The following is an 18,809-nucleotide window of genomic DNA, read 5'->3' on the forward strand; positions in this document are numbered from 1 at the left end:
ATTATGCGCCGAACTCAAATTTACCTTCCACAGGGTATTTACGATAGACTCGCTTTATTAAAGCAGGCCACTCAGTTTTCTATGGCGGAAATTATTCGCACAATTATCGAGAAGCACATCGCCGACGAGGAGGCGATGATGAAGGAATCACTCGAAGATCTCGCCGATCTTAAGATCACAGGAGGCCCGGTAGATCTGTCAGAGAACTTTAATTCTTATCTTGCAAGAAAATGACAAAAGTACTTGTCGATGCCGATGCCCTGGTTGCTCTTGCCAAATCTGACGATAGCAACCATAAAAAGGCCTTGAATATACTGAAAAGGGTTAACAACCCCTCGTTTTATATCTCTCCATACGCAATTCCTGAGGCAGTAACGGTTTTGTCATATCACGTTTCCCAAAGTGCAGCTAAGACGTTTTTAGCAAAAATACGTGAAAAAAAGATCAGACAACTGCCTTTAACTACCGAGCTAGAACGAGAGACCGATAAGATTTTTGAACGTCAAAATAGAAAAGGGATATCTTGGTTTGACTGTTTTAACGTAGCACTCATGACCACTTGCGATCTCGATTGCATTTTTTCTTTTGATAAGTTTTACAACAAAGCCGGCTTACAAATGCTTGGCCAGTAGCACCTTTTAAAACAATTTGACTTTAGTGCCTACACTATATTTATCAATTCCTGCAAAAGATCATTTACGGTGGTAATTGTCCGCGAGCTTCCTTGGAATCCTCGCTGTAGCGATATTAACTTCACGAAGTTACTGGCCAGGTCGGTGGTGGATAATTCTAAAGCACCCGCTTCGATGGCGCCAAAGCGACCAGTTTGAGGCGTTCCTAGAACGGCCTCTCCTGAAGAGTTCGACTCAGCATAAAGCGAACCGCCGCGCCGTTGTAAACCCTCAGGGTTTGCAAAAGCAGCGAGTGCTAGTGTTCCCATGGAAGAAGTCTCGCCATTGTCGAGCAGTGCAAACAAAGTGCCATCGCCTTCAAAGCTGAGAGAAACCACATTGCCAGCTCCGGAACCATCTTGGGATATTTCGCTGATACTCGAGGGTGAGGCATATTGGGTAAAGGGATCAAAATACACTCCAATGGACGAATCCGTTGCGCCGTTTGCCCAGTCAGCACCCATGAGCAAGTCTGGAGCTACCGGAGCAGTGCGCGTTCCATCAGAGCTAAACGTAAGATCCACCGTTCCAACTTGCACAGCTGCGCCAGCCGTACCAGCACCTGCGCCACCTGAAGCCAATTCACCTCCGTCGATAAAAGTACTTGCCGTCCAAGTCCCAGGAGCCGTGTGATAGAAAAAGACCGTAGCCGTGTGCTTGGCCCCCAAAGAATCGAACACATCGACGAAAGTAGAAAACGAGGCCGCATCGCTTAATTCGGCGTAAGTAGCACCCGCCGCCGGCTGCGCAGTCAAGGCCGAGGATGCATCCAAATTGCCACCAATGAAAACATTTAGACTCTCGATGTTTTCCTGACTAATTTGATTCGTAGCTATTCGCTCCAAACCACCGGAACCGTTTACTGGGAACCCTAAAACATAAAGGTCATTTTGGTTGCGCAAATATCCATCGGCATCTATTTTTAAGTTTCCCGCCCTGCTGTAATAACGCGCCCCGGAGATATCCTCCAAAACAAAAAAACCGTTGCCATCCACAGCGAGATCGAGATTGCGATCAGTAAATTCCAGCGACCCCTGATTAAACACCTCTGTGACACTTGATATTGTGCTACCGCTTCCCACAGCCATGTTTCCAGTTCCACCTCCTCCAAGACTGCCTAGCAGTAAATCAGTAAAATCCGCCCGCGAAGCTTTGTACCCCACCGTGTTAGAGTTAGATATATTATCCGCAACAGTAGCAATAGCCACACCATGCGATTGTATCCCAGAACGACCGGCAAAAAGTCCATCAATTATACTTGGCACAGTTTATACTCCTGTTTATCGTTGATGTTAAATAACACTTCCATTCGACCTTTGCTTTCATTCCTTTGACAATATTTTTGTCCTCTATTCTCTCCCGCGAAACACCTCCACCACATCTTGCATTGCAACGTGCTCGCCATTTATCAATAACGCGGGCTCAGGTTCTAACACAAAACCATCCACTGTTCCCGTCACCTTCGCATCTAAATTCACAAATTGCCCTTCTGCACCCACCGCGATCGCTTTAACCGCATACGTTCCATCTGGCAAAGCTAAATCGCTAAGTGCGACCACCTGCTTACCCGAACTTAAACTCTCTAACTCTTTAGAACCAACAACCTGTCCCTGTTCGTTTAGAAAATCGACGCGACCAGATTTCGCGCCCTGCGGAACATTGAACCACAGATTTGGACCGCTATTATCGACTACGTGAACATTTTGATCCTTTAGCACCACCTCGTGTCCCAAAAAGGAAGCCATCATACCAGTCGTATTCCCAGCACCAGAGGAAAGGGTATCGTTGATGGAGATGAGCTGCTCGAGTTGGCTAAACTGAGCAAGCTGGACTGCAAACTCCTCATTCTCCATGGGATTTAGCGGATCTTGGTTTTGCAGTTGATGAACGAGCAAGGTCAAAAATTCTTGCTGACCGATATTGGCTGAATTTCCGATATTTCCAGTCGCGCCACTCGTCGAAGCCTTATTCCCCGATTGGCTATCGCTCACCTTGGTCTTGGGGCCGGACTGTCCCAGACTCCCTATTTTCACTTCATCAGTCATATATAATAGCTTCCTTTAAGCCACCCAAAGAGTTTTTTGGTTTGCGTAAACTGCGCTCGGCACGTTTCTGAATTCCTCGTTTGCCACTGAGCTAGACATTGCCGCACCAATCGTGGCCTTACCACCCTTAGCATGTCTCTCGCGACGAAAAAATTGCCCAAAACGTCCTTGAGCCAAATCTGCCTCGCTATTGCCAATAGCAATGTGAATATTATCTGCCTTAATGCTCGATCCAGATAATAATATAGAGCTTATATCGGCGACTTTGCTTCTCAACAAAGCTTCAACTTCTGGATTTTCTGGCGTAAAGCGAGCAAACAATTCATCCCTTCTATAGACCAGTTTCACCGTAACCTGCCCTAAATCCGGTGGATCCAACCTAACAACTAATGCATTTGTATCGCGACCGCTGTTGGCCACCTCTAAAGCTTTTTGAATCTGCTCAATAATTTTGGTTTGAGCCTCTCCTGGCAATTGCTTCATTAACACTCCTGACTTTAGGTCGCGCGGTTGCGATGCCACAAGCGGTTCGGCACTCATGCGTGCAATTGCAAGGTGCTTAAGTGCGTTTTCCTGAGGTAGATAAAAATTGTTATTATTTCCGGCCATATCCGGACTGCTTGTCCCGTTAATCGCATTGTGAATAAGATTTTGAAGTTGCTTGCCATCAATTGGAGCAGCAATTTGCTTAAGACCATTATCACTAGCTGACACGTTAAATAGTTTTTGCGATAGCTCAGTGTATTTTGCTGCAAATTGTTCCACATCAAGAATTTCCCCTCTTGCTTGTGGATTCATAAGTGCGAGCTTGTTAACCTTTCCGTTTGTCACGTCGCCGACTAAGTTTTGAATACCAGTTTGCACACTTGTCTCTGGCAGAAGCTTTTGCTCAACAACCTCCCGCCCAACCTCACTTGTCTCTGCATGAGCCCTTCCATTTAAATAAGGCGTCTTGTCGCTTTGGATGGCTGGAGCTTTCTCGCGCATTGAGCTTTCCGACACATTCTCACTCTTTTCTTTATGTGTCCTTAGCTCGCTATCAGCTTTAACGTCTTTTTGCGGTACGCGATCTAGTTTTTCGCCTCCCCTGCAAAAACTTTTCTCAGACTCCTCGCTGTCTAACTCGTCGCAATCAGCCTTTTCGGCTGCTCGGGGAACATCCTCGTCTATCTTTTTCGACGCCTGACTATTCATAGGCGGTAAGAAGTCATTAAAATTACCGGAATTGGAAGGCGAGGTGGCTGCATCGCTGGGCGCCATAGATAAGCCATACAGAAGTTCTATAAACTGACTTTCGGTTAGCTCGTCCTGCTCGAGTTCTGCATGACCTTTCAAAGCACGCTCACTTGGGGAAAAGCCCTTCTTTATCTGTTCCATTTCCATCTCCCACTACAGAGCAACAACCATTCCAAAAACGCGTGGGGGCACAGGAGAGAAATAACTGCTTTAGTTTTAAGCACTTAGGTGCTGGCAAATGGCCCAAAACGACAGTCTCATCAGACAGGCGAGCAATAACTGCCTAGCAGTTATTGCCGAGCCGTTACAATAGCTGCTTACTAGTCAATTTTTTCGTCAATTCCACAGCCCGCTCGGCCGACATTAAGCTTAATATTTGGCCCATGCGCTTTCCAGGCATTCTTTCAAGCAACGCCAATGCAATGTTTTCCTCTAGTTTTTCGATAAGAGGCGCAGCCTCCTTCGGAGCCATTGAGCCATAGACATCGGCAAGCTGTTCTAGACGGGCTTCGTATTGGTGATCCTTTTGTTGCCTATACTCGTCTAGCTTGCGAGCAACCATTTTTAGCTCCACAAGTTTCCCAGCAATTTCCTCCTCCTGGTTCCTTAGCTCCTTCTCTCGCTCATCTAGCTGAATGCGGCGCTTCTCTAACTGCACCCGTCGAGCGTCGAGTTGCGTTAAGAGCTCCCTTTTCTCAGGCGACCACGTGGCCCGCCTGTCTTCACCTTCACCTGTAAATGGCTCTTCACCTTCTGGCTTATGGTGTTCCACGACATCTCTGTCAGCAACAGCCGTCATTGGCACTGCATCCACAATCTGTTTGCTTACTACGCTATGACTTGAGTCCGCAATACGCCGCTCATCTACGCTTGCACTGACTGTGCGGCTAAGAAAAAATAGCTTTCCTAAACCAAAGACCACGACTCCTACAATCAGTAGCGCATTTCGCCTAGATAGACACTCAACAATCCAATGCATGCGCGCTTTTACAAAATCCCCCTGCGACTCCTTCTTTTTTTTACTCCGCAAATCCGCAAGCTCCTTATCTATCTGCTTCAAACGCTTACTTGTAACGGAAGTGTTAACATCATCCCGTATGCTTTTAAGCTGCTCCTCAGAAATCGCCTCGCCAAGACGCGACTCTCTAACGGCACTCTGATTCTTCCGGCCGACACTCGAAGCAACTTTTGCATCCTGCCGCTTCTTAAGTTCACCAGCCAACAGTTCAGCCATATCCTTTCGTTGCTGAGGCGTCATTTTGGCTTTTATGGCCTCCAAATTACTAGTAGCGTGCCCGTTAACCATTTATTCCTCCTCGTTTGTTATATCACCTCTAGAAAATCTATATCGCTGAACAACTGTCTCTTCTATATCTTCTCGCTCGCAATGCGATACTTCTTTTTTATGCTCCTCTAGTCGACTCTTGCGAACAACTTCTAACGCCTTTACCTCCACTGCCTTCTCGATATATGCCTCCCTGGCAGTCTCAACGGCCTTAATAGCCTCTACGATCGTGTTTCGCTGGCTTTCGAGCGCTTCGCGCAGATGCTTCTGATAACTCGCCTTTAAATCTAACTCTGCCATCCTAATCGGTTTCTCAAACGACAGCGCATTTCTCTCTTGCGCCTCCACAATCTCTCCAAGCCTATCCTCCGCTTCTGTAAGTTCTTGGTGTTTAGCCGACAGCTCGCGCTCATGCTCCTTCTTAATGAGAGTTTTGTATTTCAATACCTGCTGCAATCGAAATTTAAACTTCTTCATTCGCCCTCAGCGCATACACCTTCTATTCCATGCTCCCACGCCTAACGCACATTAGCTACTTTCCCCACAGTGGCATTTGCCTGCTCTTCAGCAAACACCGCTCTTAGCAATCGCGCAGTCTCTTCTAAGGAAAACTTCTGCGTGGGCATCTGAGTGAGGAAAGTGTTAAGTCTATCGATGTGCTGTACGGCATAATCTACCTTGGGATTTTGCCCCTCTTTATAGGCTCCGATTGTAATGAGATCCTCTGCCTCTCGATAATCCGCTAGAACGCGTCTAGCGCGATAAGCGAGTTGCATGCCTTCCTCGTCTAGCAGTTCCGGCATGAGTCGCGAAATGCTCTGCAACACGTCCACGGCTGGATAATGCCCTCTGCCGGCTAAATCCCTACTTAGCACAATATGCCCATCTAATATGCCGCGAACCGCATCTGTAATGGGCTCGTTCATATCATCTCCCTCAACCAAGACGGTATAAAAACCCGTTATAGCTCCCGCTCCCACCTTAGTACCAGCTCGCTCCAGCAATTTTGGCAATATAGCAAACACCGATGGCGTATATCCGTGCGCGCTGGGTGGCTCGCCTACGGCAAGTCCAATTTCTCTTTGTGCCATGCAGAACCGAGTTATGGAATCTAGCATCAGAGTGACATTCTCGCCGCGATCTCTAAAATACTCAGCGATGGCTGTTGCGACAAATGCAGCGCGAATCCGCATCAACGCACTAGTATCGCTAGTAGCTACTACTATAATACTTTTCCGCAAACCCTCCTCGCCCAAATCCCGCTCAATAAATTCCCTCACTTCTCTGCCGCGCTCTCCAACCAACCCAATAACATTTACCGAGCTAAGAGCATGGCGAGCTATCATGCCCAAAAAAGTGCTTTTTCCAACACCAGACCCAGCCATGATTGCAACCCTCTGTCCCTCGCCAATCCTAAGCAGACTATTAATAACCTTCATGCCCGTGTTATAAGGTCTTTCAATGCGCGCTCTACCTAAGGGAGACGGCGGCTGAGAAAAAAGCGGCACCTCCTCGCCATCGGTAAATGCTGGACCATCGTCCAATGGCTCGCCCATGGGGTTAATAGTTCGCCCCAACAATTGAGTGCTTGCAACTATGTTGCTACCCTGTCCATGCGCCAGTATTGTGGCTCCTGGCGCAATTCCATGCATGTCGTCGAGAGGCATTAGCAGTATGCGATCTTTTCTAAAGCCAACTACTTGAGCTAATATCCTTTTTCCATCCTGAACAATGCTGCACGTCGTGCCTATGCTTGCCGCTGGCCCATTGCCTTCAATTATCAGGCCAGTAAGTTGTGTTACAACGCCTCGCTCGGCTATCGGTTTCGAACGCTCTAAGGCAAAATTTACTCGCCCCCAGATATCCACCTATTTACTCACCTCAAATAAATCAGCAGCTACTTGCTCCCACATCCTGTCAATTTCCAAATCAACCTCACCGTAATCCGTCTCTATGACACAACCCGATGTTAGACCCTCGTCCGCAACGTACTCAACCCCGAGCTCATGGCTCGATAACTCGGGTGGAAGCCCAATTATCTGAATGAATTCCAGATCCTCTGGCGATACCCGAATCCGTATGGGATAGGCCGCACCTAAACTCTTTAGCCCCACGCGAATGACTTCTACTATGTATTCAGGCTTTGCATGCGTCGTAGTGTCGAGTATTTTCTTGGCAATAGATACAGCGAGCTTTACCGATTGCCTTTCTATATTGGTTAGGAAGCGAGTCACTTCAGAGTTTAGCTTCTCCTCAAACTCTGCGCGCTGCTTCGCCAACACCTCGTACTTTTCGACAATATCTAGTTGTGCTCGCTCGTAGCCCTCCTTTGCGCCCAGTTTCCTGCCCTCCTCCAATTTCTCTTCAAGCATACGCATAAGAGTTTCCTCATCTATGCCACCTTGCGATTCCGCCTCCGGCTTATCGGGTCGCTCCCCAACTGGCAAATGCCACGCTGCATCATCAGCGGTTCGAACTCTGTCCGCACCGAAATGCTCAAACATTGGATCCGCGCCCCGAACGGCCGTTTTGACCACGCTCAGTTCCATAGGTGCAAAGTCCAAAATAGTCGCGCGAGTGCCTACGATTTCCCACGCAGTATCGACATAAGGCGTTTCCACGAACTCCAACGTAGAGATGGGGCGCACCTCCATTTTAACGCGCTCCCCTTGTCCCAAGATTCTCGATTCTGCTCTATCCATGGAGATCTAACTTTCCAAATAGCACCGTTCCACTAGACCAACACCTCGTCACTGCCGCCACCTATTGTAATCTTGCCTTCAGCATCGAGCTTGCGAACCACGTCAACTATTGCCTGTTGCGCCTTTACGACATCCTTAAGCTTAGTAGGCCCAAGCGACTGCAAATCGTCTCGCAGCATTTCCGCTGCACGCTGAGAGATATTGCGCAGCAACAGATCGACCAATTCCGCACTAGCAGTCTTAAGGCTAAGCACCAGTTGATCGCGCGGTACATCTTTAAGCACCGTCTGAATACCTCGATCGTCGATCTTTTTGATGTCTTCAAACGTAAACATCAAATTGCGCAACTCCTCCGCAAGATCCGGATACATCTCCTCGACTTCGCCCAAAATGCGCTCCTCGTTATCGCGGTCGACGAAGTTAAGTATATCCGCCGCCGCTTTTGGCCCCCCGACCTCCTCCTCACCTCGTAGGTTTATACCTCTAAGCTGAGTGCGCAACACCTCTCGCACGTCGTCGATGACATCTGCTTTCACGTTTTCAAGCTGTGCAATCCGCACTAGTACTTCCGTCTGCATCTCCTCCGTCATTTTGCCCAACAACTCTGCCGCCTGCTCGGGGTGCATCTTGGTAAGAAAAAAAGCCGTAGTCTGTGGATGTTCCGACTGCACGAAGGTATCCATGATGTTAGGCGGAATGTCGTGCAGCAATACCGATAGTGGCTCTTTCTTGCTGCCAGTAATGTACTGTAATAATCCATCGCCTGCCTCTGAACCAAAGGCGCTGGTAATTACTTCTTGGGCAAACTCTCGTCCATCTACTACGACTCGCTCGGCAGCCTGCAACATGTTGTTAAATTCCCTTGCAACCTCGTTCTGCAAACTGCGATCTACTTCCTGAACGGCAATAAATGTTCGGCTCAGTTTTTTTACCTCGCTTTCACTTAAATACTTCATGACCTCGGCCGCCTGCTTCTTGCCAAGACTCATTAGCACCAACGCGGCTTTTTCTGCAGCGTTTAGTTTACTGTTATTGCCAATCATCTCCTCCGCTCCATTCTAACTACAAGCCTCCTTCGTTAAGCCAATATCTAATTAAAAGCGCGGCCTGGCGAGGATTGTCCTTAACCATTCGTGAGTTTTCGCTTAACAGGCCCTCTAACTCCTGTATGTCAACAGTCGGCACCTGTGCTTCACTTGGAAGCGATGCCAGTGTTTTTCTCTCCGCCTCCAACTCGGCCTCCAATTCCTCAATTCCTGCTGGCAATAATCGGCTTAAATCGACCTCGGCCTCGGTTGGGCTAATGAGAAAGCGCATCATTGGGTAGAGAATTAAAAACAGAAGTATTATTCCCAAGCCAGGCAATATCCATCCAATATATTTTTCGTACTTCTGATCCTCCTCAGCAGTTTTTATTGCCTCGGCCAGCGTTTCCTCTGGCTCAAAGAAGGGAATATTTTCTACCGTCACTATATCCCCCCTGGTGGCGTCGTATCCGACAGCCTGTTTAACTAGATTTTCGATTTTCTTTAGCATTTCGGGAGCGAGCGGTTTATACGCTGGTATAATTGCCTGCTTGACCTCTCCTCCTGCTGCCGCTGCGCTAGAGGACGCATTTTCGCGAATGCCATCTACTAAGACTGCTACGGAGAGTTTCTTAATATTTCCAGACGCAGATATTGTTTTACTAATGGCGCGGGATATTTCAAAATTAGTAACCCGCTCCTTTCGCAGGTTGGCGTTTTCACTGCTATCTGGTGGGGTCAGCAAACCTGGATCGTTAGTTAAGTTCGATATAACGCCTGGAACTCCTCCTTCCGCAGTAAGTCCAGCATTTTCTTCCACCAGGCGAGTACTTCTAACCACCTGCCCAGCCGGGTCGTATGACTCCTCTTCCTTTTGGTACTTGCTAAAATCCATCTCGGTATTGATTCTAGCGACTGCGCGACCTTGTCCAAGTATTTCGCCTAACATCGTTTCAACTCTGCGCTGCAACTCGAGTTCTAGCTTGCGCTTTAGCTCTAGTTTAGTACTATCCATTTCGCTCAAATCCTCGCCTTCGCGCTTTTCGTTTAGAATATTTCCAAATGAGTCGAGTATTGTGACGTTATCAGACGTAAGGCGCTCGACGCTATTTGCCACTAAATTTGCAATACCCTTAACCTGACGTGGAGTGAGCTCTTCACCAGCCTTTAGCTTCAATAGAACCGAAGCGGTTGGCAACACGTCGCGCTTGACAAACACCGAACGCTTGGGGTTCGTGATGTGCACGCGCACGCTCTTTACGGCATTTATGGACTGAATAGTTCGCTCTAACTCGCCCTGCAGTCCTCGCATATAGTTTAACATTTCCACGAAACCCGTTCGCCCTAAAGCTCCATCACTTAACACCTCAAAACCGACACTCTTCCCCTTGGGCAGGCCCCCAGCAGCCATTTCCAAGCGCAGTTCGTGGACCAATTCTGGTGGAGACACTTCTACGGTTCTTCCGTCGTCGCGCAGGCGATAGCCTATTTTCTGATCCTTAAGGCGCTCAACTATGCCAGCAGCATCGCCCTCCTCAAGTCCGGAAAACAGCACTGCATAATCCGGCTTGGTTGCCCAACGAGAGACAAAGACTACTAGCATTACGCTAGCTCCCATTAGAAGTGGCAAGGCTATTTTTTGGGCCAGCGGAAGCCGCGCATAGAGAGATACTAGCTGAGCAAATACTGCACCGATATCAAATTTCATAATGATCTTTCACCCATGCGAAGTATCTATCCTATTGGCATTCTTATTAGCGTCTGATAGGCGGTTTCCAGGCGCTGCTTGACGCTTAGTAAAAGGCTAAAAGCTATGTCGGCCTTTTGCATGGCAATCATAGTCGCGTGCGGATTTACCTCCTCGCCCAGCAGCGCACTTTCCATTTTCTTATCTGCGTCGAGGCCTAAATCGTTAACCTGCGAGAGTCTGTCCTTAAGAAAATCCACAAAGGGCGTCTTTTCTCCAGAATCCGTTCCATCGGTCTCATTCAGCAGATCCCTATTGCCACCCAGGGGCTTTAGCCCACTAATCGGTTTAAAGCCTTCTAATGTCGAAATGTCCTTCATAGCAGTTTGCTCTTTGATATGCCTTATCTATTGCTCTACACTCTTTCGCCTAGCCGCCTAACTGCTGCCGCTAGATCCTTCGTCACATTGACTACTTCCGATGCGGCTTTATATGCAGCACTCGCCGTTAGTAAGTTCACCATTTCCGTTACTGGATTCACGTTGGGCATTGCCACCATGCCGGTAAGTGGATCTGCGTCCGGGTGCCCGGGATCATAGATCATTCTAGGTGGCTTATCGTCCTTAGTCACAGCAGCCACTTTTACACCTTTAAGAGTTGCCTGATCGAGTGTATTGCTAAACGCCTCCTTGGTGTCTACATCGGTTGCTGCAAACACTACGTCTCTTCGCTTATACGGCCCGCCTTCCTTTGTCTGCGTAGTTTCAGCATTGGCAATATTGCTCGCAATAGTGTTTATGCGAAGCCGGTTCGCGCTCATTGCGTTTGCAGCAATGTCAAAGATTGTACTAAACATTTACTATACGCCTCCCGTTCCACCGCGAGTTACTTGCCGAAGTAATCTAAGTTTCATCGATAAATAATTCGCAACGCCCGAATAGGTTCGCGCATTTTCGGAAATCTTACCCATCGCAATGTCTAAATCCACATTATTTCCATCCGCTCCCATGGCAGTAGCATTATCGTATACAATGTGCGAGTTCCCCTCAGCGGACGTAACGTCCATGTGTCCCGGATTTGTCTTCGCGAGAGCTTGCTGAGCCCCGTCTACTGCCTTCTTTAATTCTCCAGCAAAATCTACCTCTCGCGCTCGAAAATTTGGCGTTTCGGTATTGGCAATATTACTTGCTAGCACCGTATGGCGCTTGAATCTTAGATCCAGCGCCTTCTCCATTGCTGAATAACTTTCATCAAATAGTTTCATAGCTCTACTCCTTTTACTGCACTGCTGCAGCAATCAACACCTCATTACTCGCCCTCACAAAACCCTTTCGCAATAATCGTGCCTAAACTCTGACACCATGATAGCCACAGAAAGTTAATGCTTTTCCATAACTTAATATCGCCCTCGCACTTTTCATGGCTCGATTACCCTCGCGAGCACTCAGCTTGCGTCAAGGGTTTATCTCAGCGTGTCAATCAATGCCACTATCTTTACTACTTTCACCGTACTCGTGAAGCTTATTTCTAAGAGTCCTAATGCTAATTCCTAGCAGCTCTGCAGCTTTAGTCCTGTTGTTCCCATTGGCTCTAAGTGTTTCCAATATTAATTTTTTCTCTGCCTCTGCTACCGACATGCCGGACTGCAGATGCAGCTCCTCATCTCCGGCCGCTTGCGGGCTGGGAATTGAGCCCACAAAAAAGTGCTCAGCCTCGAGTTCATTGCCAAATGAAAGCAACACTGCGCGTTCGCAGGCATTTTGCAACTCGCGCACATTTCCCGGCCAGTGATACTTTTCAAGTTTTTCCGTTAGCGCTTTACTGACCTTCCTGGGAGAAGATTTAGAGTATTTTCTTATAAAGTGCTCCACTAGCAGCGGAATATCTCCTCGACGTTCACGCAGTGGTGGTACGAACAGTGGAATGACATTTAGTCGATAATACAGATCCTCCCGAAACTCTCCCTTCCTTATCGACTGTCGAATATCGCGATTAGTCGTAGCAATTACTCTAACATCGACTGGAATTGGCTTTTGACCACCTACGCGATCTACCTCTCGCTCTTGAAGAATGCGCAACAACTTTGCTTGCAACACCGCCTCCATCTCCGAAATCTCGTCCAGCAATATAGTGCCGCCATTGGCACACTCGAACTTTCCCATTTTGGAACTTATCGCCCCTGTAAACGCGCCCTTTTCATGTCCAAACAGCTCACTCTCTAATAAGCTCCCCGGCAAAGCTGCACAGTTGACGGCTACAAACGGTCCATCGGCGCGATCGCTACTCGTATGAATTAGTTTAGCAATGAGCTCCTTACCAGTCCCAGATTCGCCCTGTATGAGGACACTGGCTCGGCTACGTGCCACGGTAGTCGCGATCTCGAGCACTCTTCGCAAGCTGGGATCTTTAGAAATAATTGCTACTTCCCTAGTGTGATCCTCAATAAGACTGCCTTTTTTGGGATTTATTTTGGGCGGATTTATTACTCGTGCGACAACTGCCTCGAGATCCTCGGCCGAAAAAGGTTTGGTGATGAAATCAAATGCGCCATTTTTCATAGCCTCCACAGCTTGCCCTATAGTGCCATACGCCGTAATTATCACTACCGGCAGCCGCGGATACAGTTTTGCACATCTGCTTAAAAGCTCAATTCCCGTAACCTCTGGCATTTTCAAATCTGAGATTAGTAGATCCACTTCGCCCAGCGCCAACAGCTCCAGAGCCTGAGCCGCGCTATTGCATTTCCTAACTTCGTGCCCTAGCCTTATCAACACCGTCTCCATAGCGAGAAGCATTTGTACTTCGTCATCTACGATTATAATGCGCGCTCTTTCAGACATCGCTTTCCTTCCTCGTTATAGTGTGGCAGCTTGGGATGAAGATTGAGAACTTCGTTTTCTCGCCCCCGACGCGTTCGATTTCTATATGGCCACCATGAGCCGCAACAATAGAATGCACAACAGCAAGTCCTAAACCAGTCCCTTTTGTCTTTGTAGTGAAAAAGGGATCAAAGATTCGCTCTCTTAGTTCCGCTGGTATCCCGCCGCCGTTATCGACTACGTCTATTCGCCAGAACTCCTTCGATGACGCATCGCTAACGATAGACACTGCCGGCAAATAATCGGCAGCGCTGTTGCTACTTGCCTTATACTCGACAACGGCATCTATGCCGTTTAGGATTATGTTGTATATTACTTGCTCAATTAAATGGCTATCGATCCAAGCATTGTGATTGCCGAGAATTTCGCAGCCAAGTGCCACGCCATTAATAGTTGCTTGTGGCCTAACCGCGCTTACGATTTCGCTAATCCACTCGCCTACATCCTTTACTATTTGTCGCTCTGGCTGTATGTCCCGTGCAAACTGAAGGCAGTTTGATATTACTCGATCCAGAGCCTTTATACCCTGATAAATTCTATCTGCTAGCTGAAACGGTTCTGGCTGACCTGCTAAATCCCTTTTTAGCAAACTACAATATAATTCCATGCTGCCGAGTGGATTTCGAATCTCGTGAGCTAGCGACGCTGCCATTTGTCCCATTGCCATTAAGCGTTTTGAGCGGTCTCTCTCGACATGCGTGCCAATATGCATCTATTTTGCACTCCTCGTTGCTTCGCGAGGTGTCATGCCGGTGGCAGTTCCGTTCGGGCTTTCCGCATACGCAGCCCTAACTAACTCGGCATTTAAGGTAGCTTCGGCTATGACAAACCACCGGTCGTTCTCCGAATACCTTTTTTTAAACTGCGCCAGCGCATTTCGAGCCTCCTCTAGTTTGTCTGTCTCTACCAAGGCTTTTACCTCCACGTAGGCACTCCAGGCATCCTCCAACACAGCAGGATAGCTCCGCTTTGCCTCCATCAACCAAGTCATGAGCGCCTCGTAATCGCGTTTGGCGTAATCGACTTCGATTAGTCTCCGCAGAGCTTTTGGCGCAAACTCCGAATCTAGCGGGATATCGGCAAACTGTTTCCGGGCCTCATCTAACTTGCCCGCCCGCTGTTGACATATTCCTAGGAGATATCGCGCCTCATCGCTAGAACCATCACTGCCATCCCCTATGGCCAACCTATAGTACTTTTCCGCTTGACTTCCAATTCCCTGCTCTGCCAAGCTTTCAGCAATGACTAACCAAAATTGTGAACGCAGATCCGATGGGCCTAACTCCCCGGCTCCTTTTTCAGCAAAGACTCGCGCCTCTTCGTAGCGTCGCTCCTGCAATTCCATGATGGCGCGCGACAACAAAACGTCGTATTTCGTAGCGGGATCTTTTGTGAACAGAAGAGAGTCGGCGAGAATATCATCCCAAATGCTACGCGCCTGCTCCGCATGGCCCAGTGCCCAAGCGCTTCGCGCTGCGGCTAGCCGATCTGGCAAATTGACCTCTACTTCGTTTTCTCTTTCTAGAAAAGCCGCCAGTGCGTCGAAATGCCTACCGTCGCGTGATAGCTGGGATACGCTATCGTAGGCCGAGGTGCGGTCGCTAGTAACTTCGGCTACGCTTTGGGAGAGTATTTCGGCAGCCACTGTTCTTGTCGTGCCGATCGGCGCCACTACTGCCGTTAGCTCGAACAGTATGGCGACCACCCAGTGATTTGCGACTTTTACCTGCAACATCACCTGCCCTGTGCTTGACCTGCTGCCTCGTTATTATCCTCTTCATCCGCGTACTCTAGCCCTTTTTTCTTGATCTTTTCCACTAGAGTAGTGCGATTTAAACTTAGTAATCTGGCGGCCGCCTTTTTGTTGCCACCGGTGCGTTGCAGCGCTTGAAGGATTAGGTCATTTTCAAATTCCTCAACGACGGCGTTAAAGTCCAGTCCATCATTTGGCAACACGGCGTACTTGACCGCTGTGTTGTAGGGCTTCGTGAAATTAACTATATGGTCTGGCAGATCCGCAACCTGAACTACGTCAGCGTCATGTAGTATCGTCAGGCGCTCGATTAGATTTTCAAACTCTCTAACATTTCCTGGCCAAGGATATTGCCTAAAACTCTCCATTGCTTCAGGGCTAAAGACAAGTGGTTTGCAGGCATTTTGTTCGGCAAAGGCATAGCTAAAATAGTTAGCTAGCATTTCGATATCAGTCCTTCTTTCTCTAAGCGGCGGAATCTCGATTGGGACTACTTGCAGCCTATAGTACAAATCCTCGCGAAACTTGCCGTCGCGAAGCTGATCTAGCAAATCGACATTAGTTGCCGCTACAATGCGCACATTTATTGGTTGAGCCTTGAGACCGCCTACTGGCTCAACTACTCTTTCCTGCAAAACCCGCAAGAGCTTAATTTGCAGGTGGGGGCTCATCTCACCGATTTCGTCGAGGAAAATTGTTCCGTTATTGGCTAACATGAAGCGGCCAATTTTTGAGGTGACGGCACCTGTAAATGCGCCTTTTTCATAGCCGAAGAGTTCGCTTTCCAGCAGATTATCAGGAATTGCTCCGCAGTTAACCGGCACAAATGGCCCTTTCCTGCCGCTTAAGTCGTGAATTGCCCGAGCAATTAGCTCCTTTCCTGTTCCGCTTTCGCCTAACAGCAATACTGTGCTACTTGCGGCAGCTACCTTTTCAGCAATGTAAAACACCTTTCTCATCTCGGGATGAGCCGTAACTATGCAGTCAAAGGCATTCTGCCGCGCTGATCTTATAGGTTCAGAAAAAGTACCTATTGGTTGTTGCGTAGATGTTTCTATAATTTGCTCAAACATTAAAAAACCTCCAACAAGCCGAGAAATAACCCTGTGTCAGTTTGATGGCAAAGGTCATACCAAAGAAACAAAAAATGTCGACAAATTGGCATGGGGGCTAACTTTTAAATTTAATTTGCGGCCATCTCTGATTTTTGTTGGCAACTAATTGGGCGAGAATAATCGCTTATTTTTGCTACTCGAAAAAAATAAGACGATCTGCGAATCTCAAAAAAAAATAACGCATCGACTGCTTTTAGAAGGTTTAAGTGAGCTAGCGTGTCGGTTAGTCCCAGCTAAAAACGTGCAAGCAAGAACATTAGCCTTGAAAAAAGTTCAAAGTATTGACTAGCTGCCACAAAAGCGCCAAAATTACGACGTCAAAATAATGACCTTTTTGTCGTGCGTCATAAAAGGCGAGCCCAAGTAGGCGAAACAATGCTGACCTCCGACTGTCTTAAAGAACGAGAAGCTTGTCTGCAAGCCCCTTCTTCGGCAGAATACCACTTTATGGAGATAGCGAAGGATATAAATATCTTGGTGGAGGCACTAGCAACGAAACCTAGCGTTTGGGCTGTGATTGTTAGCTACAACTCCTTTGACGATACCTGTGCTTGTGTAAGGTCGCTTTTAGCGAGCAGCTATGAAAATCTAATGGTGGTGGTTGTAGACAACAACTCGCCTGATGGTTCGGGCTTTATGCTTCAGAATGCGATAAGTAGCCCGCGCGTTAAGATAATTCGCAGTCCTGAAAATAACGGCTTTGCTGCCGGTAGCAACATTGGACTTCACTATGCAAGAAATTGTGGAGCCGAATTATTTTGGTTAGTCAATGCCGATGTCACCGTAGACAGTAATGCGCTTTTTCATCTAGTGGAATGTTTTGCCAATCATCCAGAGTGCGGTGCTGTAGGTAGTAAGGTATTGTATCCGCGTTTCTCTAAACGGCACAAACGCGAAAACGAAATCGTCAATTTGGATTTAATTTGGGGCGCTGGTGGAAAAGTTGATTTTTCCAAGCGAGAAGTTCAGATGCTGGGGTGGCGCGAGATCGATCAAGGACAGTACGATGATATGAGAGAGTGCGATTACTTGCCGGGCTGCTCACTAATGGTTTCTCGTTTAGCAATAGACAAGATAGGTTACTTACCCGAAATGTATTTTATGTATTTTGAGGAGACCGACTGGTGTACTCGGATGAGGGAGGAGGGTTTTAAGCTCCTCTATACACCGGAAAGCGTGGTGTGGCATGATTTTGATGAAGACGGCAAAAAGAGCAGTAACATGGTTTATTACTACAATAGGTCGACTATGTTATTTTGGCACAAGCACTCTCGCGGCATTAGTCGACTAAAATTTGTCTGTCGAGTGATGTTTAAGGATTTGTTGCGTGCGCAGCGAGCATTGAAGGCAGCCCGCAATGATGCCCAGCGCGAGATTTTTAGAGCGCACCGCGATAGTTGTATCGATTTTCTTTTAGGTCGAGTCGGTAGAAGGAGGACTGGCAGGTAGTTCAGTAGCGCTTTGATACAGGAGAGTGTTTTCTAGCCTTTGCTTGGAGGAAGTCCTATTATGAAGTGTTACAAATGGCGTATCAGCTCCGTGCGTTTGTACCTAAATGTTTTTTTTGCCTTTATAATCTTTAATTGGCCAAGTGAGGCATACACCTTAGAAACTGATGACGAGTGCTACAATTATGCACTTAAACATCCCGAATGGTTATGGTGCGATGATTTTGAAAGCGATACTCCACCGCTAGCTAGCAGATATTTCGATTTTGATGGCGACGAAGGTGACATGAAGCGCATTTCTAGCGAGAGCGCACATGGAGAGTACTCACTAGGTGCTAAATGGCAGAAAGGCGAGGACGATGCCGGTCACTTCATGCGCACATTTGGACGCAACCCCGTTAATAGTCAGAGTTACAAAGACGAACATTTTGAGGAAATTTTTTGGCGCTATTATTTTAAGCTTCAAGATAATTTTCAGGGACGGCCTGATAAATTTACGCGCGCCTTTATCTTTGCTAATCCCAATTGGGCTCAGGCAATGATTGCGCATGTTTGGATAGATGATACGAGCCGCGAGGTATTGATACTGGATCCCGCGAGCGGCGCACAAGGGAACGAACTAGTTAGCACGAAGTGGAATGATTTTGAGAATCTAAAGTGGCTTGGGGTGACAAAGGGCAAGACGAAACTTGACGACGGCAAATGGTATTGCTTAGAGGCTCATGTAAAGTTAAACACTGCTGGCGAATTAAACGGCATTTTTGAATTTTGGCTCGACAACACTCTCGAGGCGCGTTCGCCAAATATCGACTGGATAGGTTCTTGGCGAGAGTTTGGAATCAACACTGTCTTTTTCTCGAACTATTTCAATGCTGGCTCGCCGGCTGAGCAGGAGCGCTATTTTGATTCCCTAGTAATATCGCGGGCGAGAATTGGTTGCATTCAGGAGTCTTCCGAACCAAA

General features: G+C 47.7%; 20 protein-coding genes. 4 read left to right on the forward strand and 16 right to left on the reverse strand.

Annotation, left to right across the window (positions count from 1 at the left end; translation table 11 throughout):
• Nucleotides 1-81: 81 nt before the first annotated feature.
• Together IT291_03920 and IT291_03925 are read left to right on the forward strand one after the other, a co-directional pair.
• Entirely contained in the window at nt 82-234 is a 153-nt protein-coding gene (locus IT291_03920; GenBank protein ID MCC6220371.1) for a hypothetical protein, read from the forward strand.
• Nucleotides 231-632, forward strand: a complete 402-nt coding sequence (locus IT291_03925) for a PIN domain-containing protein (protein ID MCC6220372.1) — start codon at nt 231-233, stop codon at nt 630-632. Before IT291_03920 ends, IT291_03925 begins: the two co-directional genes overlap by 4 nt.
• Nucleotides 633-661: 29 nt before the next feature.
• Here the strand turns inward: IT291_03925 and IT291_03930 are convergent, their stop codons facing one another.
• The 16 genes from IT291_03930 to IT291_04005 all read right to left on the reverse strand — a co-directional run bounded on the left by IT291_03930 (nt 662) and on the right by IT291_04005 (nt 16,356).
• On the reverse strand, nt 662-1,936 hold the full coding sequence (locus IT291_03930) for a flagellar hook protein FlgE (GenBank protein ID MCC6220373.1): 1,275 nt from the start codon (nt 1,934-1,936) through the stop codon (nt 662-664).
• 84 nt (nt 1,937-2,020) lie between these two features.
• Entirely contained in the window at nt 2,021-2,716 is a 696-nt protein-coding gene (locus IT291_03935; protein MCC6220374.1) for a hypothetical protein, read from the reverse strand.
• Nucleotides 2,717-2,731: 15 nt separating this feature from the next.
• Complete coding sequence (locus tag IT291_03940; GenBank protein MCC6220375.1) at nt 2,732-4,093, reverse strand: flagellar hook-length control protein FliK; 1,362 nt, start codon at nt 4,091-4,093, stop codon at nt 2,732-2,734.
• A gap of 163 nt (nt 4,094-4,256) precedes the next feature.
• Nucleotides 4,257-5,258: a MotE family protein gene (locus tag IT291_03945; protein ID MCC6220376.1), complete on the reverse strand. Its 1,002-nt coding sequence runs from the start codon at nt 5,256-5,258 to the stop codon at nt 4,257-4,259.
• Nucleotides 5,259-5,714, reverse strand: a complete 456-nt coding sequence (gene fliJ / locus IT291_03950) for a flagellar export protein FliJ (GenBank protein ID MCC6220377.1) — start codon at nt 5,712-5,714, stop codon at nt 5,259-5,261.
• Nucleotides 5,715-5,755: 41 nt separating this feature from the next.
• Nucleotides 5,756-7,099 (reverse strand): FliI/YscN family ATPase, encoded by a 1,344-nt coding sequence (locus tag IT291_03955; protein MCC6220378.1) that lies wholly within the window; start codon nt 7,097-7,099, stop codon nt 5,756-5,758.
• 6 nt (nt 7,100-7,105) lie between these two features.
• On the reverse strand, nt 7,106-7,939 hold the full coding sequence (locus IT291_03960) for a hypothetical protein (GenBank protein ID MCC6220379.1): 834 nt from the start codon (nt 7,937-7,939) through the stop codon (nt 7,106-7,108).
• A gap of 32 nt (nt 7,940-7,971) precedes the next feature.
• On the reverse strand, nt 7,972-8,982 hold the full coding sequence (gene fliG / locus IT291_03965; GenBank protein MCC6220380.1) for a flagellar motor switch protein FliG: 1,011 nt from the start codon (nt 8,980-8,982) through the stop codon (nt 7,972-7,974).
• A 19-nt stretch (nt 8,983-9,001) separates the two neighbouring features.
• Nucleotides 9,002-10,672: a flagellar M-ring protein FliF gene (gene fliF, locus IT291_03970; protein MCC6220381.1), complete on the reverse strand. Its 1,671-nt coding sequence runs from the start codon at nt 10,670-10,672 to the stop codon at nt 9,002-9,004.
• Nucleotides 10,673-10,698: 26 nt separating this feature from the next.
• On the reverse strand, nt 10,699-11,031 hold the full coding sequence (gene fliE / locus IT291_03975) for a flagellar hook-basal body complex protein FliE (GenBank protein ID MCC6220382.1): 333 nt from the start codon (nt 11,029-11,031) through the stop codon (nt 10,699-10,701).
• A gap of 35 nt (nt 11,032-11,066) precedes the next feature.
• Nucleotides 11,067-11,507: a flagellar basal body rod protein FlgC gene (gene flgC / locus IT291_03980; GenBank protein MCC6220383.1), complete on the reverse strand. Its 441-nt coding sequence runs from the start codon at nt 11,505-11,507 to the stop codon at nt 11,067-11,069.
• 3 nt (nt 11,508-11,510) lie between these two features.
• Complete coding sequence (flgB, locus tag IT291_03985) at nt 11,511-11,915, reverse strand: flagellar basal body rod protein FlgB (protein MCC6220384.1); 405 nt, start codon at nt 11,913-11,915, stop codon at nt 11,511-11,513.
• 211 nt (nt 11,916-12,126) lie between these two features.
• Nucleotides 12,127-13,491 (reverse strand): sigma-54-dependent Fis family transcriptional regulator, encoded by a 1,365-nt coding sequence (locus IT291_03990; GenBank protein ID MCC6220385.1) that lies wholly within the window; start codon nt 13,489-13,491, stop codon nt 12,127-12,129.
• On the reverse strand, nt 13,484-14,242 hold the full coding sequence (locus IT291_03995; GenBank protein ID MCC6220386.1) for a HAMP domain-containing histidine kinase: 759 nt from the start codon (nt 14,240-14,242) through the stop codon (nt 13,484-13,486). The genes IT291_03990 and IT291_03995 overlap by 8 nt, the downstream gene beginning before the upstream one ends.
• A complete protein-coding gene (locus IT291_04000) occupies nt 14,243-15,265 on the reverse strand; it encodes a hypothetical protein (GenBank protein MCC6220387.1) in 1,023 nt (340 codons plus the stop codon).
• Complete coding sequence (locus IT291_04005) at nt 15,265-16,356, reverse strand: sigma-54-dependent Fis family transcriptional regulator (GenBank protein MCC6220388.1); 1,092 nt, start codon at nt 16,354-16,356, stop codon at nt 15,265-15,267. The genes IT291_04000 and IT291_04005 overlap by 1 nt, the downstream gene beginning before the upstream one ends.
• A 417-nt stretch (nt 16,357-16,773) precedes the next feature.
• On the opposite strand from IT291_04005, the gene IT291_04010 reads away from it, so the two are divergent.
• Together IT291_04010 and IT291_04015 are read left to right on the forward strand one after the other, a co-directional pair.
• Complete coding sequence (locus IT291_04010) at nt 16,774-17,847, forward strand: glycosyltransferase family 2 protein (protein MCC6220389.1); 1,074 nt, start codon at nt 16,774-16,776, stop codon at nt 17,845-17,847.
• A 60-nt stretch (nt 17,848-17,907) separates the two neighbouring features.
• Nucleotides 17,908-18,809: hypothetical protein (locus tag IT291_04015; protein ID MCC6220390.1), on the forward strand; the 902-nt coding region annotated here is incomplete at its 3' end.

Source organism: Deltaproteobacteria bacterium (assembly GCA_020845775.1).
GTDB lineage: Bacteria > Bdellovibrionota_C > UBA2361 > SZUA-149 > JADLFC01 > JADLFC01.

Excerpts from the sequence above, each read along its gene's own strand:
- IT291_03920 (MCC6220371.1), top strand. The coding sequence starts at position 82 with ATGGCGGAAATTATTCGCACAATTATCGAGAAGCACATCGCCGACGAG.
- IT291_03925 (MCC6220372.1), top strand. The coding sequence starts at position 231 with ATGACAAAAGTACTTGTCGATGCCGATGCCCTGGTTGCTCTTGCCAAA.
- IT291_03935 (MCC6220374.1), bottom strand. The coding sequence starts at position 2,716 with ATGACTGATGAAGTGAAAATAGGGAGTCTGGGACAGTCCGGCCCCAAG.
- IT291_03940 (MCC6220375.1), bottom strand. The coding sequence starts at position 4,093 with ATGGAACAGATAAAGAAGGGCTTTTCCCCAAGTGAGCGTGCTTTGAAA.
- IT291_03945 (MCC6220376.1), bottom strand. The coding sequence starts at position 5,258 with ATGGTTAACGGGCACGCTACTAGTAATTTGGAGGCCATAAAAGCCAAA.
- fliJ (MCC6220377.1), bottom strand. The coding sequence starts at position 5,714 with ATGAAGAAGTTTAAATTTCGATTGCAGCAGGTATTGAAATACAAAACT.
- IT291_03960 (MCC6220379.1), bottom strand. The coding sequence starts at position 7,939 with ATGGATAGAGCAGAATCGAGAATCTTGGGACAAGGGGAGCGCGTTAAA.
- fliG (MCC6220380.1), bottom strand. The coding sequence starts at position 8,982 with ATGATTGGCAATAACAGTAAACTAAACGCTGCAGAAAAAGCCGCGTTG.
- fliF (MCC6220381.1), bottom strand. The coding sequence starts at position 10,672 with ATGAAATTTGATATCGGTGCAGTATTTGCTCAGCTAGTATCTCTCTAT.
- fliE (MCC6220382.1), bottom strand. The coding sequence starts at position 11,031 with ATGAAGGACATTTCGACATTAGAAGGCTTTAAACCGATTAGTGGGCTA.
- flgC (MCC6220383.1), bottom strand. The coding sequence starts at position 11,507 with ATGTTTAGTACAATCTTTGACATTGCTGCAAACGCAATGAGCGCGAAC.
- flgB (MCC6220384.1), bottom strand. The coding sequence starts at position 11,915 with ATGAAACTATTTGATGAAAGTTATTCAGCAATGGAGAAGGCGCTGGAT.
- IT291_03990 (MCC6220385.1), bottom strand. The coding sequence starts at position 13,491 with ATGTCTGAAAGAGCGCGCATTATAATCGTAGATGACGAAGTACAAATG.
- IT291_03995 (MCC6220386.1), bottom strand. The coding sequence starts at position 14,242 with ATGCATATTGGCACGCATGTCGAGAGAGACCGCTCAAAACGCTTAATG.
- IT291_04000 (MCC6220387.1), bottom strand. The coding sequence starts at position 15,265 with ATGTTGCAGGTAAAAGTCGCAAATCACTGGGTGGTCGCCATACTGTTC.
- IT291_04005 (MCC6220388.1), bottom strand. The coding sequence starts at position 16,356 with ATGTTTGAGCAAATTATAGAAACATCTACGCAACAACCAATAGGTACT.
- IT291_04010 (MCC6220389.1), top strand. The coding sequence starts at position 16,774 with ATGCTGACCTCCGACTGTCTTAAAGAACGAGAAGCTTGTCTGCAAGCC.